At 59.2% G+C, this 26,545-nt stretch carries 27 protein-coding genes and 2 pseudogenes; 14 read left to right on the top strand and 15 right to left on the bottom strand.

The window, feature by feature from the left end; all coding sequences use genetic code 11:
* Window positions 1–3: 3 nt before the first annotated feature.
* Window positions 4–393 carry a response regulator gene (locus F2982_RS28700; RefSeq protein ID WP_203431523.1) on the bottom strand — a complete coding sequence of 130 codons (390 nt, stop codon included), beginning with the start codon at window positions 391–393 and terminating at the stop codon, window positions 4–6.
* 393 nt (window positions 394–786) lie between these two features.
* Between F2982_RS28700 and F2982_RS28695 the strand changes: the two genes are divergently transcribed.
* The 3 genes from F2982_RS28695 to F2982_RS28685 all read left to right on the top strand — a co-directional run bounded on the left by F2982_RS28695 (window position 787) and on the right by F2982_RS28685 (window position 3,189).
* On the top strand, window positions 787–1,701 hold the full coding sequence (locus F2982_RS28695) for a hypothetical protein (protein ID WP_203431522.1): 915 nt from the start codon (window positions 787–789) through the stop codon (window positions 1,699–1,701).
* 125 nt (window positions 1,702–1,826) lie between these two features.
* A complete protein-coding gene (locus F2982_RS28690; RefSeq protein ID WP_112720355.1) occupies window positions 1,827–2,039 on the top strand; it encodes a hypothetical protein in 213 nt (70 codons plus the stop codon).
* A gap of 334 nt (window positions 2,040–2,373) precedes the next feature.
* Window positions 2,374–3,189, top strand: coding sequence for a DUF1206 domain-containing protein (locus F2982_RS28685; RefSeq protein ID WP_203431521.1), 816 nt, complete (start codon window positions 2,374–2,376; stop codon window positions 3,187–3,189).
* 646 nt (window positions 3,190–3,835) lie between these two features.
* Here the strand turns inward: F2982_RS28685 and F2982_RS28680 are convergent.
* Window positions 3,836–4,072, bottom strand: coding sequence for a hypothetical protein (locus F2982_RS28680; RefSeq protein WP_112720399.1), 237 nt, complete (start codon window positions 4,070–4,072; stop codon window positions 3,836–3,838).
* Window positions 4,073–4,438: 366 nt separating this feature from the next.
* On the opposite strand from F2982_RS28680, the gene F2982_RS28675 reads away from it, so the two are divergent.
* From F2982_RS28675 to F2982_RS28665, 3 genes are all read left to right on the top strand, one after another.
* On the top strand, window positions 4,439–4,657 hold the full coding sequence (locus tag F2982_RS28675; protein WP_203431520.1) for a hypothetical protein: 219 nt from the start codon (window positions 4,439–4,441) through the stop codon (window positions 4,655–4,657).
* 516 nt (window positions 4,658–5,173) lie between these two features.
* Window positions 5,174–5,470, top strand: coding sequence for a PRC-barrel domain-containing protein (locus tag F2982_RS28670; protein ID WP_203431519.1), 297 nt, complete (start codon window positions 5,174–5,176; stop codon window positions 5,468–5,470).
* An 88-nt stretch (window positions 5,471–5,558) separates the two neighbouring features.
* The gene (locus tag F2982_RS28665; protein WP_203431518.1) at window positions 5,559–5,960 is read left to right on the top strand and encodes a response regulator; all 402 of its coding nucleotides are present in this window, start codon (window positions 5,559–5,561) and stop codon (window positions 5,958–5,960) included.
* Window positions 5,961–6,016: 56 nt separating this feature from the next.
* Here the strand turns inward: F2982_RS28665 and F2982_RS28660 are convergent, their stop codons facing one another.
* On the bottom strand, window positions 6,017–6,376 hold the full coding sequence (locus F2982_RS28660) for a response regulator (protein ID WP_112720349.1): 360 nt from the start codon (window positions 6,374–6,376) through the stop codon (window positions 6,017–6,019).
* A 363-nt stretch (window positions 6,377–6,739) separates the two neighbouring features.
* Between F2982_RS28660 and F2982_RS28655 the strand changes: the two genes are divergently transcribed.
* Window positions 6,740–6,919 (top strand): hypothetical protein, encoded by a 180-nt coding sequence (locus F2982_RS28655; RefSeq protein WP_112720348.1) that lies wholly within the window; start codon window positions 6,740–6,742, stop codon window positions 6,917–6,919.
* Between the two features lie 22 nt (window positions 6,920–6,941).
* Here F2982_RS28655 and F2982_RS28650 read toward each other — a convergent pair whose 3' ends face one another.
* Window positions 6,942–7,481, bottom strand: a complete 540-nt coding sequence (locus tag F2982_RS28650; RefSeq protein ID WP_203431517.1) for a response regulator — start codon at window positions 7,479–7,481, stop codon at window positions 6,942–6,944.
* Window positions 7,482–7,831: 350 nt separating this feature from the next.
* Between F2982_RS28650 and F2982_RS28645 the strand changes: the two genes are divergently transcribed.
* Window positions 7,832–8,275 carry a PPC domain-containing DNA-binding protein gene (locus F2982_RS28645; protein ID WP_148194894.1) on the top strand — a complete coding sequence of 148 codons (444 nt, stop codon included), beginning with the start codon at window positions 7,832–7,834 and terminating at the stop codon, window positions 8,273–8,275.
* Window positions 8,276–8,516: 241 nt separating this feature from the next.
* On the opposite strand, the gene F2982_RS28640 is transcribed toward F2982_RS28645, so the two are convergent.
* A complete protein-coding gene (locus F2982_RS28640; protein ID WP_246777734.1) occupies window positions 8,517–8,903 on the bottom strand; it encodes a hypothetical protein in 387 nt (128 codons plus the stop codon).
* Window positions 8,904–8,969: 66 nt separating this feature from the next.
* On the opposite strand from F2982_RS28640, the pseudogene F2982_RS28635 reads away from it, so the two are divergent.
* The 3 genes and pseudogenes from F2982_RS28635 to F2982_RS31770 form a co-directional block, all read left to right on the top strand.
* A pseudogene (locus F2982_RS28635) lies at window positions 8,970–9,155 on the top strand (protease); the annotation flags it as partial.
* Between the two features lie 151 nt (window positions 9,156–9,306).
* The gene (locus tag F2982_RS28630) at window positions 9,307–9,477 is read left to right on the top strand and encodes a hypothetical protein (protein ID WP_203431516.1); all 171 of its coding nucleotides are present in this window, start codon (window positions 9,307–9,309) and stop codon (window positions 9,475–9,477) included.
* A gap of 553 nt (window positions 9,478–10,030) precedes the next feature.
* Entirely contained in the window at window positions 10,031–10,417 is a 387-nt protein-coding gene (locus F2982_RS31770; RefSeq protein ID WP_246777733.1) for a hypothetical protein, read from the top strand.
* Here the strand turns inward: F2982_RS31770 and F2982_RS28620 are convergent.
* The gene (locus F2982_RS28620) at window positions 10,414–11,124 is read right to left on the bottom strand and encodes a Crp/Fnr family transcriptional regulator (protein ID WP_203431515.1); all 711 of its coding nucleotides are present in this window, start codon (window positions 11,122–11,124) and stop codon (window positions 10,414–10,416) included. The genes F2982_RS31770 and F2982_RS28620 overlap by 4 nt on opposite strands.
* 405 nt (window positions 11,125–11,529) lie before the next feature.
* Here F2982_RS28620 and F2982_RS28615 point away from each other — a divergent pair, with 405 nt between their 5' ends.
* Both F2982_RS28615 and F2982_RS28610 read left to right on the top strand, forming a co-directional pair.
* Window positions 11,530–11,715 carry a hypothetical protein gene (locus tag F2982_RS28615; protein WP_203431514.1) on the top strand — a complete coding sequence of 62 codons (186 nt, stop codon included), beginning with the start codon at window positions 11,530–11,532 and terminating at the stop codon, window positions 11,713–11,715.
* Between the two features lie 232 nt (window positions 11,716–11,947).
* Complete coding sequence (locus tag F2982_RS28610) at window positions 11,948–12,280, top strand: BA14K family protein (protein WP_246777759.1); 333 nt, start codon at window positions 11,948–11,950, stop codon at window positions 12,278–12,280.
* An 80-nt stretch (window positions 12,281–12,360) separates the two neighbouring features.
* Here the strand turns inward: F2982_RS28610 and F2982_RS28605 are convergent, their stop codons facing one another.
* The 8 genes and pseudogenes from F2982_RS28605 to paoA form a co-directional block, all read right to left on the bottom strand.
* A complete protein-coding gene (locus tag F2982_RS28605; RefSeq protein WP_246777732.1) occupies window positions 12,361–14,415 on the bottom strand; it encodes a cache domain-containing protein in 2,055 nt (684 codons plus the stop codon).
* A 97-nt stretch (window positions 14,416–14,512) separates the two neighbouring features.
* On the bottom strand, window positions 14,513–15,574 hold the full coding sequence (locus F2982_RS28600) for a response regulator (RefSeq protein ID WP_246777731.1): 1,062 nt from the start codon (window positions 15,572–15,574) through the stop codon (window positions 14,513–14,515).
* A gap of 5 nt (window positions 15,575–15,579) precedes the next feature.
* A complete protein-coding gene (locus tag F2982_RS28595) occupies window positions 15,580–16,146 on the bottom strand; it encodes a chemotaxis protein CheB (RefSeq protein ID WP_112720343.1) in 567 nt (188 codons plus the stop codon).
* Window positions 16,143–16,982, bottom strand: coding sequence for a CheR family methyltransferase (locus tag F2982_RS28590; protein WP_112720342.1), 840 nt, complete (start codon window positions 16,980–16,982; stop codon window positions 16,143–16,145). Before F2982_RS28590 ends, F2982_RS28595 begins: the two co-directional genes overlap by 4 nt.
* Window positions 16,979–20,413 (bottom strand): response regulator, encoded by a 3,435-nt coding sequence (locus F2982_RS28585; RefSeq protein WP_203431512.1) that lies wholly within the window; start codon window positions 20,411–20,413, stop codon window positions 16,979–16,981. The genes F2982_RS28590 and F2982_RS28585 overlap by 4 nt, the downstream gene beginning before the upstream one ends.
* A gap of 284 nt (window positions 20,414–20,697) precedes the next feature.
* Window positions 20,698–22,892 (bottom strand): annotated as a pseudogene (gene paoC, locus F2982_RS28580) (aldehyde oxidoreductase molybdenum-binding subunit PaoC).
* A 2-nt stretch (window positions 22,893–22,894) separates the two neighbouring features.
* Window positions 22,895–23,845 (bottom strand): xanthine dehydrogenase family protein subunit M, encoded by a 951-nt coding sequence (locus F2982_RS28575; protein WP_203431511.1) that lies wholly within the window; start codon window positions 23,843–23,845, stop codon window positions 22,895–22,897.
* Window positions 23,842–24,492: an aldehyde dehydrogenase iron-sulfur subunit PaoA gene (gene paoA / locus F2982_RS28570; RefSeq protein ID WP_203431618.1), complete on the bottom strand. Its 651-nt coding sequence runs from the start codon at window positions 24,490–24,492 to the stop codon at window positions 23,842–23,844. The genes F2982_RS28575 and paoA overlap by 4 nt, the downstream gene beginning before the upstream one ends.
* Window positions 24,493–25,146: 654 nt before the next feature.
* Here paoA and F2982_RS28565 point away from each other — a divergent pair.
* Window positions 25,147–25,608: a ProQ/FINO family protein gene (locus F2982_RS28565; RefSeq protein WP_112720337.1), complete on the top strand. Its 462-nt coding sequence runs from the start codon at window positions 25,147–25,149 to the stop codon at window positions 25,606–25,608.
* 470 nt (window positions 25,609–26,078) lie between these two features.
* Here the strand turns inward: F2982_RS28565 and F2982_RS28560 are convergent, their stop codons facing one another.
* Complete coding sequence (locus F2982_RS28560) at window positions 26,079–26,243, bottom strand: hypothetical protein (protein WP_203431510.1); 165 nt, start codon at window positions 26,241–26,243, stop codon at window positions 26,079–26,081.
* Between the last annotated feature and the right edge of the window lie 302 nt (window positions 26,244–26,545).

Below are 26,545 nucleotides of genomic sequence, written 5' to 3'. Positions count from 1 at the left end.
GGCTCAGGCTGCCATTGTGAGCCGCTGCGGTGCAGGAATGTCCTCACCTTGAGTTTTGGCACTGATATAGCGCAACACTGCGGCCACATCGTCGTTTCGAACGGGTTTGGCGAGTACACCAAGCGAGCCGCGAAATCCCTCAACAGCTTCGGGATTGCCGGTCAGAAACACGACATTCACGCCGAACTCGTCGATGAGGCGGCGGGCAATTTTGGGACCCTCTACCCCGTCACGCAGCCGAACATCGACGAAAGCGACATCCGCCTTTGGAGCGAGCGCGAGAGCATCATCATATGATGCAGCAAACCCGACGGAGCGATGTCCGGCATAGTGGACGTCGTCTTCGAGGTTCAAAGCAAGGATGATTTCGTCTTCGACGATCATAACGTTCATGAAAGTGCGCCCTTTTAAGATCGCACATTAACGTTAAGCCGGATACTTTAGTTCCAGCTCATGAGCGATTTCAGCGGTCGAAGGGGATGTCCGTTATATTGTTAATTGGTTGACGACGCCCGCAGATCCCGACCGTTAGCGGCACGAGGGCGGCAATGGCGCGCTTTTGGCCCCCACTCGGCATTCAACTGTGGGCTGGCGCTTGTCTGACGTAACCTTGAACTGTGATCTTCCAAGTCGCGGTTGGAACAAACAACGCTTTGCGAAGTTACGACCCCGTTAGTCATTCTTTCAGGAGGTTTTAAAATGGGTCGTGGACTATTGCTTTGGTTGCTTGGGATCCCCCTGCCAATCGTCATTCTTCTCGTACTGTTCATGCGATAGGAGCGGCTCATGGCTCTTGGCTCCGAAACCGGCACCGGGCTCGTTCCGGTCGAATCGGCAAAATCAGCGATCTCCTGGGGTCCAATTATCGGTGGGACGGTCGCGTCAATCGGCGTGACGCTGATGCTTCTTCTGCTCGGTACAGGGATGGGCCTGACCATGGTATCTCCGTGGTCGGGCGAGAGCAGCTCGGCCGCGACCGTTGGGATTTCCGCAGCGATCTGGCTGGTCGTCGTGCAGTGGCTCTCTTCGGCCCTTGGCGGATATCTAACGGGGCGCCTGCGTACGAAGTGGGCTGTGGTCCATACCGACGAGGTCTTCTTCCGCGATACAGCGCACGGCTTCCTCAGTTGGGCACTGGCGACGATCTTCGTTGCTGGATTCCTTGCTTCATCTCTCGCATCGCTTGCGGGCGCTGGCGCAAGCGCAGCCGGTTCTGTCGCGACCGGCGCCGGGATCGCGGCGGCCGCGCCTGCAGCATCCGCCGCATCCACCAGCGATCTGTCGACGGGTTATTTCACTGATGCCCTTCTTCGCCCGGCCGAGGCCGGTGCCAGGGCAAAAGAGGACAACGCGGCGGCGACAGCGGAAATCTCGCGCATCTTGATGCAGAGCGCCGCGAAGGGATCGGTTTCCGATAACGACAAGGCCTATATCGCAAGCCTCGTTGCCGCACGTACCGGCTTGTCCGAACAGGATGCGCGCAACCGGGTTGATACGGTGCTCAAAGAGATCGAAGATGCAAAGGTTGCCGCGCAGGCTGCCCTCGACAAAGCGCGAAAGAGCGCGGCAACAACCGCTCTTGTGGGAACGATTTCGCTGCTAGTCGGCGCCTTCATCGCATCGGCTGCCGCCGCACTTGGTGGCCGCCAGCGTGACGAAGAAGAGGATTTAGTGCGCACGACGCGCGGCCCTCTCGTCTGAGTGCGCATTGAAAAGCCGGCAGCGCTCACGCGCTGCCGGCTTTTTGTTATCAAACGTACAGACACCCTCCGTCGTCTCATCTTGGTGTAGCATAGGCGCATGCAAGGCGGAGTTGTCGTGCTATCATGCCACCGATAAAAAATGCCAGGCTTCTGATTCTATTGGAAGGATTGAACCAGACAGAGTACATCTCGCCGCCGAGTGGCGTTGGGCTGAAAACCGGCCTGCGAGCTGTCGAACTGGGCCTCGTCCAATGGAACGACGACGTTAAAGCTGCGCGGTTCAAGCTGACGAAAAAAGGGCTGGGCTACCGGTCGCGCTTTGCAAAAGCCATCTGATCATCATGTATCCCGTCTGGATGAAACTGCCTGCATCGTTGCGCGAAGTGCGGCATCCAAGACTGCGCGGCCAGGCAGCAATCGGGCCAAGCGGGGCTGTCGACATATTCGCGCCCCTGCCTCGCCGCCCTCGATCAAAGTCTGACGCAAGTCGTCGTCGCTCAATTGGTGCTCCCGCTTTCTGTAGAACCTGGATATAGGCCTTAGACCGCGAACGGTAAGCCCCAGACGCTCAGTCGTTGCGGAGAAGCTCTGTTGGAAACAGCGAGACCGAACTCATGATGCCGTTGCGCGTTATGACGTGACAGCATCTATAAGCCAGGAGCAAACAAAAATGAAAAATCACGTCCGGTTCGCGCTTCTGGCGAAAGCCGGCTATGCGGCACGGGGTCTCGTCTTCCTTCTCGTCGCGGGACTGGCGCTATTTTCGGGTCTCACCGGCGGCACTCCTGAGACGAAATCAGCACTCTCAACGCTGCTGCAGCAACCTTTTGGCCGCGTGTGGGTCGGCCTTATCGGGATTGGATTGCTGGGCTTTGTCGCATGGCGACTCGCACAATCCCTAGCCGATGCGGATCGGCATGGGCGCGACGCAAAGGCAATGATCATTCGCTCAGCCCTGTTTGGCAGTGCGATCACCTATATCGGTCTTGCTGCCTATGCACTCGGTCACGCCTTTGCGGTCGGCGGCACGAGTGGAGGTTCTGGAGAAAAGGGCTTAGCGGGATGGATCATGTCGCAGCCATTCGGCTCCTACCTAGCGATCGCCGTCGGCGTCGGTTTCATTGTTGGCGGGGGCATGACCGCGCTCAAGGGTGTCACCGGAAAGTTCAGACGTTACATCAGGCTGGACGAACGGTCTGCAGCTTCATGGATTTGTATCTATGGTCTGCTCGCACGTGGCGCAGTCTTTGCGGTCACAGGCATGCTGTTCGTTTTCGCTGGCATCCATGTTAATCCTGATGAAGCGGGGAGCATGGCCGACGCCCTTGAATGGGTCCGTCACCTCCCGTTCGGCGGCATCCTTTATGCGGCAGTCGCAATTGGTCTGGCCGCATTCGGCATCTACAATTTGATCGAGGCGCGCTACCGAATCGTGCGCAGCCCATCGCTTAAGGACGTGACGAAGTCGATCCCGAGCACTCGCTGAGCAAAAAAGGGTATGAGCTATAGCCCGTCATCTTCGATTAGACGCGCAAGCTCGGCCGGACTGCGAATGCCAAACTCATACCATCCGATGAGCTCTCGGGCCTTAAGGCTGCTCGCGTCATCGGTGATTGCCAAGCCACGGCGCGCGCACCAACCGCGCAGGACGCGATCGATACAGTCGACATCCTCCTCGACCAGAGGCGCCTTGGGCCAACAGGTGGTGTTCATGTTCCCCTCATCGGCGTCAGATCGCCAAGATCCACGATAGGCGAAAGTTCAAGGCGCACAAGCGGTTTGCGGCCAAAACTCACAGCTGGTTGAAATCGTACAAACCGTAGTCGACCGGCGGTCCGCAGTGCCTTCCCTCCGTACCTCCCTTCAAGACTGAAGCAGATCGGCCCTGCCCGGTCCTGCCGCATGGGGAAATGGAGTGTCTTTAAAATCCAGCGGGCGTGGGCTTGACGGTTTATCGCCGATTTTCCTGCCGGTTTGCAATGTCGAGCAACAACCGTGAGGGCAACAGCCTGAGCTTCGGCAACAACGTGAACCATCGAGTTGACTAAATTGGGTTGGATCTTCGCCTCGACGATAGGAGAAGACATCAAAGACAGGCTGAGAAAGTCGCTAAGAGCTTGAATGGAGCAGGATCAGGAAAACCTGACCGCATCTTTGAAGGGCACGACCCGCACGACAGCTCCCGTTTCGTCGGTGATCTCGAAGCTTTGTCCATCGACAAGCTTGCCGAGCCTTACAATTTCACTCAAGAGTTCGCGAGCGCCTGTTAAGGCTTCCTCGACCGCGGCGTCGAGATCTGCGAGCTCGGTGCCATCGGGATCGGCGATATAATCGTCACCGTTGCGGATGTTGAAGAAAAATCGGGGCATGTTCACCATTCTCGGGAGCTCGTTTCCATAACCGTCGGTGCGCGGGATTTGTTCCGGGAACGTCCCCTGGCGGCGCCAGTGACTTCAATTTGGCCCATCGAAGTGGGAACCCTCAGGAGATGGCGGAGTTAAGACAGGGGTCGAACGCGAGCTCGGTGATGAGGAACGTGTTTACTCAAGCCCCTAGCGGAGATACCCGCGATGATGAGCGGCCAGCGGCCAGTCAGCACGATAGGCAAAGGCCACCGGTTTGAGACAGCTCGCATCGCGGAGAACAACCATGTCCGGCCGCTGTACGTCTCAGTCCCGGATCGAGCGGTAGAAGGCTCCCGGGTTCCAAGGCAGATAAATTGAAAGGCGCTATCAATGACAGACCCAAAAAATCAAGGTTCGCTTGACGTCGACGGTGAGGGCGTCATCGACGGCAACACCGGAGGTCAGCCAGCCGACCGCGGCGATGACGGGTTCAAGTTCAAGGCCATGCGTGAGGCTGTGCGTCAGCGCTCCGACGGTCTCATCGTAACATCAGACCTCGAAGATCATGAGGAACGCGAGGCGGCGCCTGGAACGCGAGAGCAGGACTAGGGACTGTCATTAATCGGTTGTTGATCAGCGGCGCTGTATCAGGCGTTAGGAAAAGGCCGCTTGTCTGACCCGTCAGCATTTACGAGAGGCCAGATCATCACAAATGGGTCCTGTCCAGTCGTCTGGCGGGCCGGTGATGTCACCCTACACCTAGGTAGCTGATGGTCGCGGCGCTCCTTCACTGCGCCAACTCTGGACGGGTCCGACAACGCGGCGCTTGTGAATTTCAGATAATCTGGTCTGCGCCTCATATGCCCTTGCTGGGGCTGCGCCTTCCATTTTCATCGATGACAATGCCCGCCTGGTCCAGGTCACGCGGAACATGCTTTTGTTGCCAGCAGCCGCCTGAGTAACAGCCAGGACCACTCCCAGGATTAAGAACCGTCCGAGGTCAACGTCGCAGAAAACGCATTGCCCTGATGAGTGCCGAAAACCGCTTTCAGCCTGCCTCGATTTGCCATGGAACAAAGCCGACGCGATAAGGGTTCATTCAACGCAACTTAAGGAGATGCAACAATGGAGCATGCAAATCATGTCCGGCTGACCGCCGACGAGCTAACACCAGCTGTTCTTGAAGGCGCTACCGTTTATGGCGCCGACGATCACAAGATCGGCAAGGTTGATCATGTTCACGGAAGCGGCACGGCGACCAGCGTTGTCATCGATGTGGGTGGTTTCCTTGGAATAGGCGCCAAGCCGGTGTCGGTGCCGGTCGGTGATCTTGAATTCATGCGTGACGAGGACGGCGACGTGCACGCCCTCACCGCCTGGACGAAGGATCAGCTGAAAGAGATGCCTGAGCACCGAGATTGACGGGCGGACGCGCCGACATGCTGGCCGCAGGGTCGGCGCGGTAGCTGTGCAGCCGATGAGAGCCCTATGTGCTTGAAGGGAGTGCGACATGGCTTACAACGTGCTTATTGTCGAAGACCAGCCGCTGATTGCCCTCAATCTTCAGGATACGGTCGAAGAGCTTGGACACCGCACGATCGGCATCGCCAGCAACATGTACCAGGCACTGATGCTGTCTCATGATGCGGAGTTGGCGCTCGTCGATGTCAACCTGGAGGATGGCCCGACCGGACCAATTCTCGGAAAGACGCTCGTCGATGCGAACGTCACCGTCCTGTTCATGACAAGTGACCCCGGCGCGCTACGTGGCGGCGTGCCGGGCGCGATCGGTGTAATGCAAAAGCCGGTGCCCGACAGGGATCTCGGCGATGCGATCCGCTATGCTGCGGATCGTCGCAGCGGCAAGGTTAATACCTCCGTTCCCAGAGGCCTTGTTCGGTTCGACGCGTGATCCAAATCCAGTCATTTGCACCATCGCACCGCACCACAAATGGTTCATGACGCCTGCTAGGCCGCAACGGGACCGGAAACGGCGGCCTTTCTGAGGCTCGCAGAAATTCGCGCGTCGCTGAACGGCTTGGCAACGATATCGATACAGCCGGATAATCCGCTTCCCACTTCTTTAGGGCTGCCAGTCACGAAGATGACCTTGATATGAAAGCGGTCCATAAGCCGCCGCCCAAGAGCTGAGCCGCTGGCACCGTCCGCCAGGCCGAGATCGACAAGCGCCGCCTCGGCGCGCGGAGCGTGGGCGAGAGCCTGTTCCAGCGTGACAACCGACCCTATGACTTCGTGCCCGGCGTCGCGAACGATCCGCTCCAGCTCAAGAGCGATGATTGGCTCATCCTCGATAATCAAAACACGCATTGATCCCTCCTACGATTAGTCCAGCAACTAGGTCGGGTTTAGAAAATGACCACGAAACCACACGGTTTTTTGATTGAAAACAGGCGGTTGGTACGGTTTCGTACCGGATCGACGGTCTCGTCCGCATGGTCCGTCTGGAAGCGTGGAACCCAACTTGCACCATCTCGTTAGCTTTGAACTGTGATGGGTGGCGGCCATGCACGGTTGCGACAAGAAAGTGCCGAAAACGTCTTTGCACAGCTTGCACATCGAAAGCGAACAGCAACTGACATTCGCCGCGCTTGACCAGTACGCTGCGCGTGACATAGGCGCAACCAGCGCCCGGCTGACAGAAGGCGCCAGTCTATTCAATGGAGAAAAAAAATGTCCGAATCTTCGAAGCCCGCCGTGCGGGGAATGCTTCTTTATCTCGGCGCGCTTCTTTCACTGGGCCTGATAGCTGGCGTGATCTTTACCCTCTCTGGCAGGCCTTCGAATCCTTCCGTGCAGTCGGCGGGCGAAACCATTCCTGAAGCGACAGCACTACCACAGCAAGCGAAATAGGCAGTTTTCGTCTTCACCGAGTTCAGGCGATGAGCTTCAGCAACTCCAGTCCCGCCGTCGGCTTAGCGACAAAAGTCACGCCGGCCTCGACATCGTCGTGCGAAAGCTTCACGAGACCTGAGGTCACGATAACCCGGGTCGCTGGCCATTGCGACCGGACCCGCGCAACCAGGCCGAGGCCATCCATACTGCCGGGCATATCTATATCGGTGTAGAGGGTGTCGATCCGGTTGGTCTTGAGTAGCACCAGCGCCTCGTCGGCATTGGCAGCTTCAAGCGTCCGGTAACCGGCGCGGTCGAGGAAGTCGACAATATCGAAGCGCAGGCGGCTTTCGTCCTCGACAACCAGGATACTGCGCTCAGCCATGTCCTCGATCGCGGCAGGCGCGCGCACGCGATCAAGCACTTCGCGACCATCTGGCGATGCCTGGGTATGCTCAAGAAGCTCGCGTTCGAGCACCGCCTGGTGCCAATGGAGATCATCCTGCCCGAAAGGCCGGCCGGCCTGCTCCCATAGAGAATAGGCACGTGCGGCGATCCACTCACTTCGATTACCGGTCATTGATCGATCTCCCTCCGTCTGCGGCGGGCAACGAACGTATTGCGGGTGAACTTGGTTCCATAGCCGAGCATAAATTCTCCCGAACGGGCGCCTTCCGTACGGTTTCAGACCGGATCGATCGCTTCAACTGACAGGAAGCGACCATGCAAAAACGCTTTCGTCATTTCGTAAAGCCACCTTGCGCTTTCCTCGCGCCCAAGGTCGATGAGGCAATTGCGTTCGAAGGGCGCGGTGGCATGTGCCGCCCAGTTTCTGGCTTTGCTCGGATCGTCCCACTACTGGAACTCCCTTCTGATGCCAAGGGTTAATGCCACACTCGGCAAAGGCCGATCTATGAAGGAGACGATATCATGAAAAGCAAGGATCTCGGCGATACCAATCCCTGGAGCGAACGCAACTGGGTTGCTGTCGTCGCCGATGGCGACGAGGCTTTCCAGGCCATCACTCGCTTTGCGGAAGATAAGCGCATCGCAGGGGCGTCGTTGACCGCGATTGGAGCATTCAGTTCCGCCACCCTCGGTTTTTTCGATTTCACGACACGCAGGTACAAGGAGATTGTGGTCGACCGGCAGGCGGAAGTATTGAGCGCGATCGGCGACATCGCGATCGGAGACGACGGTCATGCAAGCCTGCATTTGCACGTCGTTCTTGGTTTCGAGGACGGGTCGACCAAAGGCGGTCATTTCATAAGCGGTATCGTTCATCCGACATTCGAAATCGTCATCCGCGAGAGCGCAACCGGTTTCCGCCGCCGCAAACACGACGACCTCGGGATCGCCTTGATCGACCTTTGAGTGACAAGTCCGCGGAGCGTGGCGGCGGGGTTTTTGATCCTGTCCTGCGTTGTCTACGACAAGGGTCACGCAGCCCATCTGAACAAACTGGCCGCTTCCGGCGCGTCGCGGATACTTCGATCCGAAGCGCTTAACCTATGCTCGAGCGGAGGAACATTGCTGCGCCGATGACGGCACGGCCGCTCCGGCATCGAAAGTTGCCGGCCGGCAAGCCTGAACTCTTACCGGTCGACGCCGTCACTCAAGATTGAAAGGCCGGACCGACAGGATAGTCTGGATGAAGCGCATGGAATGTCGTCATAAGGGCGAGAGCGCGTGTGACCACGTCTTTCGCGAGTTCAGGATCATTGACGGCAAGATCACTCGCGACTGAGGACAGTGCTTTGCCGACCGATGCCATAACCGTCTCGAGCCCATCGTCCCCCTCATCGGCTGCCCAGCGTGCATTTCGCTCCAATGTGATCGCCAGCCGCTCCAACAACGCCTGCTTTTCCGCCACCCCCAATGTCGCGAATGTCTCTTCCGTCACCAGCAAATTCGTAGTTCCTCTTATGGACGCGGGCGGTAAACGCACATCAGGAAAAAAAGATGCACTCAAGTGCGCGTCGGCAGAAGGGTTGCGGAACATCGCAGCCGCTTGCTTGTTAGTGCTGCGACACTTCTGTCACAACTCACAAAAGACGGAACTCAAACCATGACCCTTGCCGGGAAGAAAATCGCCATTCTCATTGCGCCGCGCGGGACGGAAGAGCCGGAATTTGTCAAGCCGAAGGGGGCCGTGGAGGCGGCAGGTGCGTCCGTAACGGTCATCGGCATCGAAACGGGAAAGGGCCAGACGAACAACAGCGATCGGGTCCCCGATGGCAGCTATCAGATCGACAGCGTCGTTGCGAAGATCGTCGAAGAATTTGCAGAGGGCCGCCATTCCGAACAGGCCCGCGGCGCCTGATAGGCGTTTAATTGCGCTGCCGGGAGCGACGGACGAGCGAGTTCGCCGCCTCGCGGCTGCGCGGTGGAAAGGAAGTTTTGAGATGACGGAAGACAGCAACAAGCGAGCAGAGCTGCCGGAAACAAGCCCTGGCTTGGAGCCACCGATCAGGGAATCAAGCGAGCAGCGCGGCATGGCGCCCCGGCCGGATGAGAAAGAAAAGCTCGTGCCAATCGGCAAGTCTGGCTTGAGTGCTGGCAAGCCCGGCCGATAAGGCCGACGGGAGCAAAAACCCGGTCCCAGTGGTACCTCCTGAGGCGGATACCCGCCCTGTCAAGATCGAACGGCGGGCTTCTTGACCCGGTTCCGATTGCTGACGAGTACTATGCAGCATCCCATCTTTCAGCATGGGGTCGGCGGTTGGCGCCTAAGTGTCCTCCTCGAACTCCGGGTGCGGATTCCCGCTGCGAGAATGAAGTCGCTCGATCTTGCGACAGGAAAAATTGTACTACGCGCGAGATCCAGGACATCCGACCAATACATCTACTGACCGTCATTGCTTGCTGCCGGACGGACGACTTCCACGTGCCGGAACGGGAACTGGACGGGCTCAATCGCCGGGCCCGTAAGATTATCTTTCATGACCGGATCCGAAAGTGGTCGAGGACATGCTTGACCGCTCCATTCTAAAGGAATGACGCGAGGAAGACCTGATAAACCAAGTCGAAAGACGGCGCGCCGCATATCGGGCGAAGCTGACCCTATCGCCGAGGAAAAAGGAGGCGACACCCGTCAGCCCGCCACTGATGGCGACGCGTCGAACTTGGATGGCTGACAAGAATGAATGCGCGCCGGCTTTCTGGCGTAAACCCAAGCAGATCGCACTCATCGCAGCTCCGGAGCTGCGCCAAGACGATCGCGGCAGGAAAATGGTGGAACCGGTACCTTCGATCGCCGTTGTCACACGAAAGGAGACCGGCATGCGCTACTTTTTCAACGTCAAATCAGAGGCTTTCGACGAGATCGACAAGGAAGGCAGCGACTTTCCGGATGTTGCCGCAGCTCACCAGGAGGCGGTTCGTTCTGCGCGCGAAATGGTGGCTGAACTGGTTCTTAACGACGACCGCATCGACGGCATGCGTTACGAGATCGCCGACGAAGCAAACGAAGTCGTTGCGACCGTGTGGTTTCGCGACGTCCTCAAACTGGACTAGCTTGCTTCACCAATCAGACGTTCGAATTCTTCTTCGGGGATACCGTAGGAGCCTGCTGCATAGGCTTCGAGGCCTTCACGATCAAGGACTTCGATTGCACCACGCGTTGATCTTATCAGGTGAAGTCCCTCCAGCAGGTGAAGACCGGTTGTGACGCCCGGCCTTCGCACGCCAAGCAGCAGCGCGATGTAGTCGTGCGTGATCTCCATGACGTCGGCGCGTAGCCGGTCGTGACACATGAGGATCCAGCGCGCCAGCCTCTGTTCCAGCCGAAACTTCGCATTGGCAAGCGAGGTGTAGGATACCTGCGTGGCAAACACATGCATGTACTTGATGAAAGGTATCTGCAAGGTCGAGCTTTGGAGAGTAGCCTTCCTCATGTGGTCGATGGGAATCCGGTAACCGGATCCGGCAACATGCATTTCGATCAGATAGGGGACCTCGTTATCGCCGATAATTGTCGCGGTCGGTACAAAGCCCTCGCGCCCGAACATCCCGGCTTCCGTCGCGGTTCCAGTGGCGGCCACGGCAAGCACCGAGCCAATGCCGCTCTCGGGAAAATAGACGTGCTCTAGCGTCTTGCGCGGTTCGGCAATCCGGAATGCACTCGTCAGCCTCACGGGTTCGAGATAAGGTTCAAGCAGACCGAAATCCTCCGCTGTCAGTGCCCTTAGCATTTTATTTTTCAGGTCGCTTTGCTTTACCATATCAGCCGGTCTCATTGTTGGCATCAGTTTGACGATGCCGATCCTGTCTATCATCCGGAGAAATTGGGGTTCTCCAGCCGAACGGCAAGGTGCGGAGAAGTCCCTCCAACCAAGGGCCCCGGAGGTAGTGGGCCAACGAAAACTTGCAGCTGCCCCCGGGGACCGCCGCATATGAAGCAGCGGCAGCATCAGATGGCCTCACCTGGGCGCCTCAAATCCAGGCAAGGAGCCTATAATTTGCGCGGCAAATCACGAGAATGAACGTACCCATCCAAACGGCAAAAAATTATCCTGATCAGGCACTTGATCATTTTCCGCACTGCAACATCTGCGCGAGAAACGCCTTTCTCTCCACCGTCGTCCGACGCGCTGAGGCAGGCCCCGAATTTTGCAGGAGTGTGCAGAATGGAATATGTCGAGCCGAAGAACGTAACCAGCGATGCTTTAACGCGGGTTTGGTCCGTCGCCGAATTTTGCGACCGGCATCGCATCGACGAGAGGGAGCGGCAGCGGCTGTTGGAACTGTTCGGATCTTTTGCAACTGCAAGCGAACTGCTCCACAACGCTCGGCGCGAACCCAAATTCAGATGATCGCACACTCGATCGACGGCTTTCAGGTCTGCGGTGTTGCTCACCTTATCATCGCCCTCCCAGGCATTTCGCCATTTTCACAGTTTCGTGTGCCAGGAACAACGTCTGGCGACGACCGTTCGCCTTTCGTTGACCTTTGAAGGATCCGAGAATGAAGACAATTGCAAAACCATTGCTCCTTGCTGCCCTCAGCGGCGCACTGACCCTGACGACGATGTTTCCCGCTGCGGCGATGCCGGTTCCGGTTGTGAAGCAGACACAGATCAGCAACCTAGAAGACGTCCAATTTCGCCGCCCCGTGAGGCGTGGATGGTATAATGGACATCGCGGTTATCGCTCGTACCACCGAGGCTATCGCCGCCACAGCGACGGTTTCTGGTACCCGCTTGCCGCTTTCGGTGCCGGCGCAATCATCGGCGGCGCTCTCGCGGCGCCCCGAGCCTATGCAGGTTCCAGCCGCCATGTGCAGTGGTGCTCGGAGCGCTACCGCACCTATCGTGCATCCGACAACACCTACGTGCCGCGCGCTGGTGTGCGCGCCGAATGCATTTCCCCGTACAACTAGTGCCAAGGGAGGCCGCCAGACACCAGGCGGCCTTTCTTGCCTCAGGGCCTGCAGGAGATCCTGAACCCTGAGCTCTCTGGCTACGTTTTCAACACACTGTCCAAGCGGACGACGTTGGCTGATTGAGCGATCCTTGATCGCTCGGCTGCCAGGGCTGCTGCCAGGTCTTCGGTCCGAAACGGTTTGGCGACGACCGGCCGCATCACTTCGGCTCCTGATTCCAGCTTGTCGCTGTAACCGGTCATCAACACGACAGGGAGGCGGGGATGGCTGCGTCCAATCGTTTCGGCAAGCTCGATCCCGGACATCTGCGGCATCATGATGTCGCTGACGATAGCCTCGACTTCTGGATGACGATCAAGGATTTCGAGCGCCTCAGCGCCTCGCCCGGCCGTGAAGATCGTCGCGACGAGACCTTCCAGCCCCAGACGGACCGACTCAAGCGATGCGGGCGTGTCGTCGACAATCAGGATGACTTTGGCGAGTTCTGCCGATGAAGGCTTGTTCTGTCTGGAGGTCTTTGGCGCATCGGATTTCGGCAGAAGGAGTGTGAAGGCGCTGCCATGTCCGAGCAGGCTGGAGACCTTGACCGCGCCTCCGGCTGCCAGGGCGAAACTATGAACCTGAGTGAGCCCGAGACCGGCCTGGCCGTTTTCCTTCGTCGAGAAGAAGGGCTCGAACACCCGCACCAGGTTTGCCGCGTCGACGCCCTTGCCTGCGTCTGTGACAGTCAGCGCCACGAAGGCGCCACGAAGCCGCGCATCTTCCAGGCCGGCCTCGGCGACATTCCTGGCCGAGATCGTCACCCTTCCTCCATCCCGCATCGCTTCCCTGGCATTGGTCAGGAGGTTGATAAGGGCAATCTCAAGCCCGGCCGGATCCACGTGAACGGGCCAGAGGTCATCATGGAGTTCAAAATCCAGCGTGACCGTGTCATTAAGAGCCTGGCGAAGAAGCGGTTTGATGGCAGCGAGTTTCTCGTCGAGTTCGACATGCGTCGCACCCTGGTTGGATCGCCTGGAAAATGACAAAAGGCGTTGGGTGATCGCCTTGCCTTTGGTGACGCCGTCGGCCATGTGGCCGAGCAAAAGCGTAACGCGCTGCTCGTCGCCTCTGCGCCGCTTGATGCCTTCGACCCCCGACTGGAAGACCATCAGGAGATTGTTAAAGTCATGAGCAGCCTGCCCCGTAAGCTTGCCGAGTGCGTCCATTCGCTGCCAGTTGGCGATGCTCTCGCGTTCGCGATTTCGCGCATCGATTTCCCGCAGCAGCAGGAATGCCCCAGCGCCTGACAGCAACAGCGTCACGCATGCGCCAGCAATCAGCAGCATCCAGGCCTTGTTGGCCAGTCGATCATATTCCTCGGCGGGGATGCCGACCCTCACGCGCCAGGGTGTCTCTGCAAGTGGTGCCTCGGCAGCCCTGAGGGTCCCCCCGGACGCCAACACTGCGTTGCTGAAGCTGGTGCCGGTAAAACTTGCGAATTCGTCGCCGGGCCTGCCTGAGAGTGCGGGCGCGCCGGTCGAGGCAACCAGCCGGTCTTGCCCATCGACGATCCATGCCGGCCAGGTGCCGGGAAGACCGGTCGCGGCCAGCAGCTCGGTAACGGTCTGCGGGCCGATCACCGCGGAAAGCACAGCCTGAAGCTTGCCTCTTCTTTCGATAGGGACGCGGATAGCGAAAGCCGCCCTGCCCTTCGGACCGACAACGACGTTCCCAATGACCGGCTCGCCCGTTTTGAGTAGCCTTTCGTAACTCTCGACATCAACAATACGCCGGCTTGCCGATGCATCCAAGGGGGGAAGCGAGAGAACGACATTACCGTCCTGGTCTGATACGCGGATCTGCTCCCATCCCGGCACCCGTTCACGCAGCCGGCGCGCCGTCTCTGCAAAGCTTGAGCGAGAAACCGGAAGATCGAACCTTGGCGAGTCGGCGATCACTGACAGGAGCTGTATCTGGGTATTGAGCTCGCGCTGGACCGTCGCGGCGATCGTGTCGGCCCGTAACCGAACGTCATCATCGAGCGACCGTCGTTGCTCGGTCACGAAGAACCACTCCATTCCCGCGGCCAGGATGATGACCGGTATGAGGGAGGCGCTGAGGAGAAGGAGCGCTGGCCGGACTTTGTTCAAGCGATTTCCCAGATGTTATTCGGCAACGGTTATGACATATGCGAGCAAGCCAAACTTGCAAGCGGGCCAGACTGCGGACTGCCGGCTGCATTGCCGGTTATTTTATCAGGCCTGACGCAGGAATTTCGAGTGAAATCGAAACGCCGTCGCCGGCCCATTTTCGCTCGATTGCCGCATTCAGACCTTTGAGCGCGGCTCTTTCGAGCGTCGTCCCGAAGCCTTCCCGATCCGTGGGACCAGTCATCTCGGGCGAGCCTTGCTCGACCCACCTGAGATGAAGGACACCCTCGGACATCGAAACGTCGATCGAAAGCTGTCCCGAGGGCGTGGAAAGCGCGCCATACTTGGCGGCATTCGTCGTCAGCTCATGGAGAAGGAGCGCGAGCGAGGTCAGCGCGTTACCGCGCAGCGGAGCGTCCGCTCCGCTGATCGCGATATTGGCTTTCTGCCTGTTTTCATGGGGAGCAACGATCGCTTCCAGGAGCGCCTTTACGGTTGTATCAGCCCAGCTGATCCCGTCGCCGCTTCCAAGTTCGGGCAGCGTCAGGTCATGAGCGCTGGCAAGTGCCTGTATGCGCGACCTGAGGTCGCTCTCGAGGTCGGCGGCGCTGGTGGCCGACCGGGCGCTGAGCGAGATCAGCCCGGCCGTGATGCTGAACAGGTTCTTGACCCGGTGATTGATCTCCCGCAACAGCACGTCCTTGTGCCCGGCTGCTTGCCTGAGAGCCTCGGCCTGAAGGGCGAGCTCGTCCCTTTGCGCTGCCAGCTGTTGTCGCTGACGATAGAGTTCGACGAAAACCTCGGCCTTGCTGCGCAGGATGTCTGGCTCGATGGGCTTCTGGATGAAGTCGACCGCTCCGGCCTCGTAGCCCCGAAACCGGCGCTGTCCGTCTGTCGTACCAGCAGTCACGAAGATAATCGGGATGCGCCGGGTCCTTTCGTTTCCACGCATCAGCTCGGCGAGCTCGAAGCCGTTAAGGCCCGGCATCTGCACGTCGACCAGCGCCAGCGCTACATCGTTTTGCAGCAGGATCTCCAGCGCCTGGTCGCCTGATCGGGCCTTGAGAAGCAGGAGGTCGTCGCGCCGCAGCAGCGCCTCCAGGGAAAGCAAATTTTCCTCAAGATCGTCGACGAGGAGAAATGGGACGGGCGCCAACAAGTGATCTAAACCTCTTTTAAAAATTCGCCGATCGCTGCAATCGACATGACATGCGCCGCGGGACACATTGCGATAGCTGCTTCAGGCATGGCGGATGCGAAAGCCGTAAGCGGGTCCTGGATGAGGGCGATCCCGCCGGCAGCGCCGACCGCCTGCAAACCCTTTGCGCCGTCATGGTTGGCGCCGGTCAGCACGATTGCAATAAGAGACGGCCCATAGGCATCGGCAGCGCTCTCGAACAGAACGTCGATGGACGGCCTGGAAAACAGGACCGGCTCATCGCTCGATAGTGACACGGTCTTATCGAATTCAACGAGGAGATGGTAGTCGGGCGGCGCAAAATAGATCGTGCCTGGCTCTATCGGCTGCTTGTCCTCGGCCTCCTCGACGCGCAGGCTGCATTTGGCGCGGAAGAGTTCGGCCATGACGCTGCGCTTGTCCGGCGGGAGGTGAACAACCACTAGGATCGGGATAGGGAAGCTGACAGGCAAGAGTGGCAGTATCGCCGAAAGCGCCTCAAGTGCACCTGCCGACGCTCCGATTACCACGGCTTGCGGCCTGATCGCGCTCATTCTCCCTGCCTTTGGTAGATTTTCTCCTCACGGACGAAGTCTCTGAAGGCGCCGGATTGAGGCGAGAAGCGCAGGCTCTCCTTGGCACCAAGCCCCAAAAAACCCTTGCGGGCGAGCGAATCCTTGAAGAGGCCAAGTGCCCTGTCCTGTAGGTTTCGATCGAAATAGATGAGGACGTTGCGGCAGGAGATGAGGTGCATCTCGGCAAAAACGGCATCGGTTACCAGACTATGGTCCGCGAATACGACATTGCGGCGCAATGTCCTGTCGAAGGTGACCCGGCCGTAGGCTGCCTGGTAATAATCCGAAAGCGAGGACTTTCCCCCGGACTTGCGGTGGTTTTCGGTAAAGAGGGGGACGCGGTCCAAGGGATAGACGCCTGCTTCCGCCGTTTTCAACGCGTCCTGGTTGATGTCGGTGGCGTAAAACAGCGTGCGCTCTTCCAGCCCCTCTTCCCTGAAAAGGATGACCATGGAGTAGAGCTCCTCACCGCCGCTGCAGCCGGCAACCCATAGCTTGATCGATGGATAGGTGCGCAGATGTGGAACGACCTTTTCCCGGATCGCCCTGAAATAGGAGGGATCGCGAAACATCTCGCTCACCTGTACCGTCAGGTAGCGCAAGAGTTGCCCGACCATTTCCGGATCATGAAGCAGGCTTTCCTGCATGGCTGAGAAAGTCGCCAGCCCGAGCTGCTCGCGCGCCTGCTTCAGGCGCCGCTTGATGGAGGCAAAGGCATAACTGCGGAAATCGTAGTGGTACTTCAGAAACAGGGCTTCGAGCAGCAACCTGATCTCGATGTCCTCGACCTTCTCGGGGATCGGTACAAGCGTCATTTCGGCATCCAGACCCGTACCAGCGACAGAAGCTTCTCGACGTCGAGCGGCTTTGCCATATAGTCATTTGCGCCCGCTTCGATGCAGCGCTCCTGGTCGTCCGGCATGGCCTTGGCCGTCAGCGTAATGATCGGCAGTTTCTTCCAAGCGGCATTCTTGCGGATCTCGCGGGTCGCCGTCAGGCCGTCCATGACCGGCATCATCACATCCATCAGCACCAGGTCGATGCCGCCATCGGCTTGCGCTGCGGATTTTTCCAGAGCTTCGAGCGCTTCCCGGCCGTTGCGTGCAATTTCGATTATCGCTCCCCGCGGTTCCAGGATATTGGTGAGAGCATAGACGTTGCGCACATCGTCCTCGACAACGAGGATCCGCCGGCCTTCAAGAAGCGCGTCCCTGTGCCTCGCCTGACGGATCATTTTTTGCCGTTCGGCCGGCAGTTCGGAGATCACCTGGTGCAGGAAGAGGCTCACTTCATCGAGCAGCCGCTCGGGGGATTTCGCACCCTTGATGATGATCGACTTGGAATAGCGCCTGAGCTTCTGCTCGTCGTCCGCGGACAACTCACGACCGGTATAAACGATGACCGGCGGGAATGCGTAGGCGCTCTCCTGGCTCAAGGTCTCCAGGAGGGAATATCCGGACGCATCGGGGAGCGTCAGATCCATGACCATGCAATCGAACGTCTCCTGCCTTAGCCGGTCGAGGCATTCGGCCGCCGTACTTGCTGTCACCGTCTCGACGTCGTGCGAGGCGAGCAGTCGCGCAACAGCCTCGCGCTGCACCGGATCATCCTCGACGATCAGGACGCGACGAACACCCTGGGACAACCGGGCTTCGAACTTCTGGAGCACATCGACAAGCTGATCACGATTGACGGGCTTGATCAAGTAACCGACCGCGCCGAGTGAATAGGCGGTTTCAAGATGGTCGCTGCCGGATACGACGTGGATCGGTATATGGCGTGTCTGAACGTCCTGCTTTAACCGGTCGAGCACCGCAAGCCCTGATTGATCCGGCAACCCGATGTCAAGGACGATGGCACTCGGCTTCAAGTCCTTTGCAAGCGTCACCGCTTCCTCGGCAGTTCCGGCAACGATGGTCTGGAAGCCCATTTCCCGCGACAGATCACGGACGATCGATGCAAAGGCATCATCGTCCTCGACGACCAGCAGGACACGCTTTGTCTCGTCGAGCGAATGGCGGTCGTCCTCGACGCGGCGGATCGGCCTTTGGGGCGCCGCGGGAGGCTCCCTGACAGCGGCAATGATCGGTTCAACGGCTGTGGCGGGACGCATATCGCGCGGTGTCACCTTGGCCGGATCGTATTGTTCGGGCAGGGTCACCGTGAACGTGCTCCCCTTTCCGAGCGTGCTCTCCAAATCGATCGCTCCGCCAAGAAGCCTGACAAGCTGACGCGAGATCGACAGCCCAAGCCCGGTGCCGCCAAACCGGCGGCTGATCGTGCCGTCGGCCTGGTGAAAGGCATCGAAGACTGTATGCTGCTGCTCGCTGGCGATCCCGATCCCCGTATCGGAAACGGAAAACGTCACCTGCCCGCCCGCCGCGCGGCGGATTGACAGCGATACCTGCCCTTCCTCGGTGAACTTTATCGCATTTGAAAGCAGGTTCTTGAGCACCTGTTCAAGGCGTTGCGGATCGGTCTCGATGACGGCAGGGCAGGCGCTGTCGACCTCGATGGCGAAGGCAAGCGCCTTGTCTGCAGCCAACGGCTGGAAGACCTGCCGGAGGTTGCCGGCCAGCCGTTCAAGCGTGACCGTCTCGGGCCTGATCTCGACATGTCCGGCCTCGATCTTCGAAAGGTCAAGGATGTCGTTGATCAGGTTCAACAGGTCGTTGCCAGAGGACTGGATCGTGCGTGCGTACTTGACCTGCTCGTCGGTCAGATTGTCTTGCGGATTGTCGGCAAGAAGCTTCGCCAGAATGAGCGAGGAGTTGAGTGGGGTGCGCAGTTCATGCGACATGTTTGCAAGGAAGTCAGACTTGTACTGGCTCGCCTGCTCAAGTTCGCGCGCTTTCAGACCGACGGCGACATTGGCGCGTTCCAGCGCGTCGCGCTGGGTTTCCAGTTGCTGGGCCTGCTCTTCGAGCTGGGAATTCGTCTGTTCGAGCTCGACCTGTTGCTGCTCCAGCCGCGACTGCTGTTCCTTCAGCGCCCGGCTTTGCTCCTCCAGTTCCTCGTTCGAAACCCGCAGTTCCTCGCTTTGGGTCTGAAGCTCTTCGGACTGGCGCTGTGTCTCTTCAAGGAGATCCTGCAATTCGCTGCGGTATGTGGCCGACCTGACGGCAATGGAAACGGCTTCGGATGCCCGTTCCAGGAGGGCGACGATCCGTTCGTCGACCGGGTGCAGGAAGCCGAGTTCGATCACGGAATTGACGGCGCCAGCGACGCTTCCTGGCAGAATTACCAGGTGCTTTGGTTTGTGTGCACCGAGAGCGGAACTGAAGGTGAGGTAGCCGTCCGGGACATCATCGACAACGATTGCCCTGTTTTCGGCAGCCGCCTGACCGAGCAGCCCCTCTCTCAACCTGAATTGCGAGCGAACGCTGGCGGCGTCACCCACGCCGTAGAGCGCCTGTCTGTGGAAGGTGTCGCCGCCGCCAGAAAAGATGGCGCCGGCCACTGCGCCGGAGTAGCGGGCAAGATAATCCAGGATGCTGTTGCCCAGTTTGGCGATCTCCTGATCGCCCATCATCGCACTGGCAAGCCCGACCTCACCGGACTGCAGCCACTGGTCCCGGCGTCGCGCAAGCGTGGCCCTGCGAACCAGAAAGCCGATCGTCGCTGTCAGGACCAGGCCGAGAGCAACGGCAAAAACCGTGCTCAACAAAGCGCGTTGCTGTGCCTGTTTCATTTCCACGAAGCGCTTCAGGCGTATGTCAGCTTCTGCGCCTGATATGGCAGCGATCTGAGCGCGGATCGCGTCCATCTCCTGCTTGCCGCTGTCGGCGTTGACAACCGCAAGCGCTGCTTCGAGACCTTGAGAACGGCGCAGATCGATCGTCTGGGCAAGTTCGGAAAGCTTCGCATCGACATGCTGTTTCAACGTCGCCAGTCTCTGGCTCTGCCCGGGATTGCCTCCCGTGAGTTCGCCGATCCTATCGAGCTGCCGCGGGATCGCGCGCAGCGCCTCATTGTAAGGTGCGAGGTAGGTCTCAGTGTTTGTCAGGAGGAAGCCGCGCTGGCCGGTCTCTGCATCCTGTATCTGCGATAGCAACTCGTCGAGCGCAACGATGGCCACATGCGTCTGGACAACCCGTTCGTTCCCATCCTCCAGTGCCTGCAGATTGAAGAACGATACGAACCCGTTGAGAAGGAAGAAGAGCACTGCGCCTGCCAGACCAAGAGCGACAGCAGGGTCGAGACCGAGCGTTGGTTTCGATCGATCCGGCATACGCGCGTCAGTCATTCTAACCTCATTGGCATTCGCGGGGCATTCTTGTCATGACGGGAGGCACCCGGAAGACCCCTCGCCCGGACACGCGACGAAATCTAACGGCAGATCTCGTCTGTGGAAGATGCACGCGCAAATATTTCTTGCCAGGCACACAGATTTTTTCAATCCGTAGGTGCGTTGGCGCACACTCTGCGCCGCAGCCCGGGCTACGCGCCACCAGGGGCCGATAATCTCATGAAACGAAAGGCCGTCTGGGGCCTTGCATCCGGTAACAGGGTGGACCGCGACGCGAGCGACTAGGCGACGACTGGCAGACCGGCGATCAACTTGTCGAGGGTGATCGGATACTGCCTGACGCGGATGCCTGTCGCGTTAAAGATTGCATTGGCGACGGCCGCCGATACACCGCATAAGCCGAGTTCTCCGACGCCCTTGGCCTTCATCGGTGATGACATCGGATCTGTCTCGTCCATGAAAATGACGTCCTGATGAGGAATGTCGGCGTGAACCGGCACTTCGTAGCTCGCCAGATCATGATTGACGAAAAAGCCGCGACGTGTGTCGACTGCGAGCTCCTCGGTCAATGCAGCACCGGCCCCCATGGTCATTGCGCCGATGACCTGGCTTCGGGCTGTGATAGGGTTGAGGATCCGCCCGGCGGCACAAACGGCAAGCATACGACGGATCCGCGTCTCCCCGGTAAAGGCATCGACCCCAAGCTCGACGAAATGAGCCCCAAAGGTCGATTGCTGATGCGTCTTGGCGAGGTCACCCCATTCCATCGTATCTTCGCCAACCAAACCGTCTCCCGCTGCCTCCGCGAGCGCCACCGTGCGATTGCCGGACCGGACCTGGCCGTTCTCGAACACCACGTCATCGGAGTTGAAACCGAGTTTGCTCGCCACCGCCTCGCGCAACTTCACGCAGGCCGCATAGACGCCTGACGTCGATGAGTTGGCGCCGAACTGCCCCCGGATCCGGCGGACACCGGGAACTGTGAGTCTCCCAATCGGACTCTGACCCTGTCGATCCCGACACCCATCATTTCCGCGGCCGTCTGCGCTATGATCGTATAGCTTCCGGTGCCGATATCAGTCATGTCGGTCTCGACCGTCACGATGCCGTCGCTATCCAGTTTCACCCGCGCGCCCGAAGGCATGACGAGATTGTTGCGGAAGGCAGCTGCGACGCCCATCCCGACAAGCCAGTTTCCCTCCCGGCGCGAAGCTGTCGCGGGGCGCCTGTGCCACCCGAAGCGCTCGGCTCCCAGGGCCAGGCAGCCGATCAGATTGCGATGAGAGAACGGTCTATCGGGATGTTCCGGATCGACCTGGGTATCGTTGACCATGCGAAATTGGACTGGGTCCATTGCGAGCTTCACGGCCATTTCGTCGATTGCAATCTCCAAGGCCATGAGGCCTGGCGCTTCACCGGGAGCGCGCATGGCATTGCCTTCTGGCAGATCGAGCGCGGCAAGCCGCATGGCAGTCATGCGGTTGGCTCCAGCGTAGAGCAGCCTTGTCTGATTGACCGCAGTTTCGGGGCCGCCGCCTTTGAGATCGCCGGACCAGCTCTCGTGGGCGATCGCGGTAATCTTACCGTCGCGCTCGGCGCCGATGCGGATCCGCTGGATGGTTGCCGGCCGGTGGGTCGTATTGTTGGGCATCAACGGGCGTGGGAGAGCAACCTTTACCGGGCGACCAACCTCTTTTGCCGCGAAGGCGGCGAGGACGGCGTCAGCGCGCAGGAACAGCTTGCCACCAAAACCGCCACCGACGAAGGTTGACATAAGGTGAACCTTTTCCTTGTCCACGCCGAGCGTCGTTGCGAGGTCGCTCCGCCACCAGTCGATCATTTGGCTCGACGTCCAGACGGTGAGCTGGTCTCCATCCCATGAGGCGACCGACGCATGTGGCTCCATCATCGAATGGGACTGGTCTGGTGTGGTATAGGTTTCATTGAGGCTGACGGGTGCCGATCGGAACGCCCGTTCGAAGTCGCCAACTGCGGTATCCGGTTCAGTGGACTCGTCGGGCTTTTGTGCCGACGCCATAGCAGCCCGCAGGTCAAAGGTACCGGCCTCCGCTTCATAGTCGATTTTCAGGTCAGTGGCAGCCGCGCGCGCCTGTTCAAATGTCTCGGCGACCACCACGGCGACAGCCTGATGATAATGTTGAATCTCGGCGCCGCCAAAGAGCGTGGCGGTGTTGTATTTGCCCTTGTCGAGGTCACCCACATCGAGCGTCGTGACGATGCCGAGCACACCGGGCGCCTTGCGTGCGTCGCTGGCGTCGATCGCCCGGACCTTACCCTTGGCGATCGCTGCGCCAACGGGGTATCCATACGCGTAAGGCGCGTTCGGCTCGTTCCACTCATAGGCATAAATCGCCTTACCCGTGGTCTTCAGCTCGCCGTCAATCCTTATGGTCGGCTTGCCCACCACCTTGAGCTGGTCGATCGGATTGGTGGTTGCCGGCTTGTCGAACTGCATGATTATCCCCTTGCCTGCGCAATGACGGCTGCGAGCGCTCGCTCTACCAGCTCGAGCTTGAAGCGGTTCTGTTCGGTCGGGCGGGCATCTGCCATCAAGGCGGCGGCAGCGGCTTTGGCTCCGTTTTTAAGTTCCTTGTCCCCGTCCTCGACACGCCATGGCTTGTGGGCGACGCCACCGGCGGCGACGCGACCGCTGCCATCGGGCTGAATGACGGCACCGATCGAAACAAGCGCAAATGCGTAGGATGCACGGTCTCTGACCTTCCTGTAGATGTGGCTGCCGCCGGCTGGAGCCGGCAGGACAACGCTTGTGATCAACTCGCCGGGCTCGAGAACGGTTTCGATGTGGGGCGTCTCGCCCGGAAGCCTATAAAATTCACCGATTGGTATTGCGCGAACCGCGCCGTCTGCCTTGACAGTCTCGACGACAGCGTCGAGCGCGCGCATGGCGATCGCCATGTCGCTCGGATGCGTGGCAATGCAGGCATTGCTGATGCCAACGACTGCATGCTGGCGGGTGAAGCCGCCTATCGCCGAACAGCCGCTGCCGGGCTGGCGCTTGTTGCAGGGTTGGTGCGGATCGTAGAAATAGGGACAGCGCGTGCGCTGCAAGAGGTTGCCTGCGGTGGTTGCCTTATTTCGAAGCTGACCGGATGCTCCTGCCAACAGCGCTCGCGACAGAAGAGCGTAATCGCGACGCACGACCTCGTGTGAGGCTAGTGCGGTGTTGCGTACCAGCGCTCCGATCCGAAGACCGCCTGCCTGCGTCGGTTGAATCTCATCAAGCCCAAGTCCGTTGACGTCAATCAGATGGGCGGGACGTTCAATCTGAAGCTTCATCAAATCGAGCAGATTGGTCCCGCCGGCAATGAATTTCGCCTCGGGATTTTCCGCAGCCGCCCTTGCAGCGGACGATGCAGAGCTAGCGCGCTCATAGGTGAACGGTCTCATGGGTTGATCCCTCCGACCTCTTCGATCGCTTCCAGGATGTTGGAATAGGCACCGCAGCGGCAGATGTTGCCACTCATGCGCTCGCGAATCTCCGCATCAGTAAGGCCGGGTGGTCTCGTCAGCTCTTCGGTGACGTGGCTTGGGATGCCGGCCCGGATCTCTTCAAGTACGGCGACGGCCGAGCAGATCTGGCCAGGCGTGCAATACCCACATTGAAAGCCATCATGTTTGAGGAATGCGGCCTGCATCGGATGGAGTTGACCGGGTCTCCCCAGTCCCTCGATTGTCGTGATATCGTCGCCTTCGTGCATCACGGCGAGCGTAAGACAGGCATTGATACGCTGGCCACCGACATGCACGGTGCAGGCGCCGCACTGCCCATGATCGCAACCCTTTTTTGTCCCGGTGAGGTGCAGGTGTTCGCGCAGGAGGTCGAGAAGCGTCGTCCGGTTGTCAACGTCAAGCTCATGCCGCTCGCCATTGATGGTGAGTGACACAGGGGTCGAATATGTCATCGTGTCTCCTGCAGATTGGGCCAACGCACCTCTTTTGGCAGTGCCGGTGGCCATGACAGTGTCTTTGGAAGAGATAAGAAGCGCCACGCGACAAAGTTCCAGTGTGATCGACGCGTCAGGAATGACTGGCAGTGGGCCAATCGTGCGCGGAGCGAGAGGTGCACTTGAGCCGGCAGCTTGGTCATGGGTGTCGCTTGCGCTTGCACCGGCTGGCGATGATCAGTGCAGAGGGTTCACCGCCTCGCGGTCCACGATGTCCCTGACATCTTTCGCGGGTACAAGAGCCCCGCGATAGCGAATGACGGGATTTTTCCGCGGCGAGGGTTTCAACGCATGTGCTGGCGGTCGAGCTGGCGACCGATAGACATCCCGTGCTGCGCCGTATTCTGAAGCGCTATTCCTGTATCGGTCATGCTGCCCTCCTGAGAACGATTGGTGCATCCAAGGGCCGTGATCAAGATTAGTGATAAGACAACAAGTATCTTCATGAGATGTCTCGATGGTTGGGGCGCCGGCCGATGGCCGCGCCTAACTATATCCATCCCTTAACCCGCGCCGCGACCGATGGTTCCGCTTCCGCGGCAGGGTCGCGCGAGCATAAGTCAGTCTCGCGTTTCGATAAGCGCGGCCGACAATTTCTGACCTCGATATGAAATATCGACCGATCTTGACCGGGATCTTGTGGTGCAGGAACAATAGGGTTAGGTGCTTTTCACCATAGCGCACCTAACAAGTCCTATATTCTCGTAGTATAGAGCCTTTTCCAACGACCACACGGAGGCAGAAATGCGAAAGACCTGGACCGTCAGCCGCGGCCCGATCGCCGCCACGCCGGCCGATGTCGAAAAGGCGAGCGCGATCAACGCCATGCTTTGCGAGCCGATTGGCATACTGCCGAAGGCTCCGGGCGATCCAATCCGTCCCTTTTCCCTTGGCCTGTTCAATCACATCAAGACGCGCTTGAAACCCGAGTTCGGCGTAAGCGCCTTGCGGCGCGCCACCGCCTTCTACATTTTCTCAAAACGCTATTATTTCGCGAGCGCGCAGCCAGATTCGATGCGGCACGACATCGACGGCAAGCCTGTAGCGCCACTGACCGCGGCTGACCGGGCGGCTGCACAGAAATCCTTTATCGAGGTGAAGAGAAGCCTTGAGGAGCGTCGCGACGGTGCGGTAGGTCGAACGCGGCCCAAGGAGGATGGCGATGGGCGGCGACCAAAGGCGGGTGACCTTGCGCGTCGGCTATAGCTTTCAGGAATGGCCGCCCTAACTCGTTTTGATGTGAAGCGAGGGGAATGCTGCGATGAACACGCACATATTCGATAAAGTCATAGCGGAACTGGAAGGGTTGCAGGCTCAGATCGCGGCCATTAATGCGCGCCCATTCATGCCCGATGCGCCGTCGCCGATTGCAATGCACACAAGACATTCGAAGAAAACCCGATCTGGCGATACAGGGGCTGCGGCGCGCGTCCAAGACGCCGCAAAGAGGCTAACGAAACAGGGTTGATCTCTCCTGATATGTCGCGCAGCAGGAAAACCGATCGTCAGGATTCCGGCCCCCTGCTTTGAAGTGCCTTCGACGACGCCGCTAGGTCATCGTCTCCGGGACAACCGGGGATATGATGAAAGCCGGTGCAGTGTCGCAGATGCCAAAACCGATGCGGCAAGCGAGAGTAGCTTCTGCGCACTTCAAGCTTCGCGGCGCTATGCCGGAATCAGGGCGCTAGACACTCTTCGCAGATGCCGCAGCCGTCTTCGTCGAGAATGGACTTCGAACGACCGCAGCAGATGCAGGTGTGCTCGATGTCACTAAATATGGCTTCCGGCGGCAGGATCTCGATCTCCGATGCGGCAGTCAAGTCTACGGTCTCGTCTTCCATCTCGAGTTCTCCAGGTTCGAGGTTTCATCTGAGATGGGGAGCCGATCCGTTGAAACAAGATGCCCACACAGCTGGCCAGCGACTTCGAGCAGCCGATGCGATGGCCAAGCAATCATGGCTACCAAACTGCGCAATCAAGTCTAACTTCCACCAGCACTCACATCATCCAGGACCATGGCCTCTGGAGCAGGTCGCAGTGCCCCTTTGCTTCCACATGAGCAGCCGAAGCCCGGTCGACCCCCGGCGCTCGGTACGCAACCGTACCGCGCAGCGCCTTAAGGTAATGTTTGCAGTCCTGGCCT

This window comes from Rhizobium sp. BG4, from assembly GCF_016864575.1.
In the GTDB taxonomy this organism is placed as follows: Bacteria; Pseudomonadota; Alphaproteobacteria; order Rhizobiales; family Rhizobiaceae; genus Rhizobium.
This window is presented reverse-complemented; position numbering and strand designations above follow the sequence as displayed.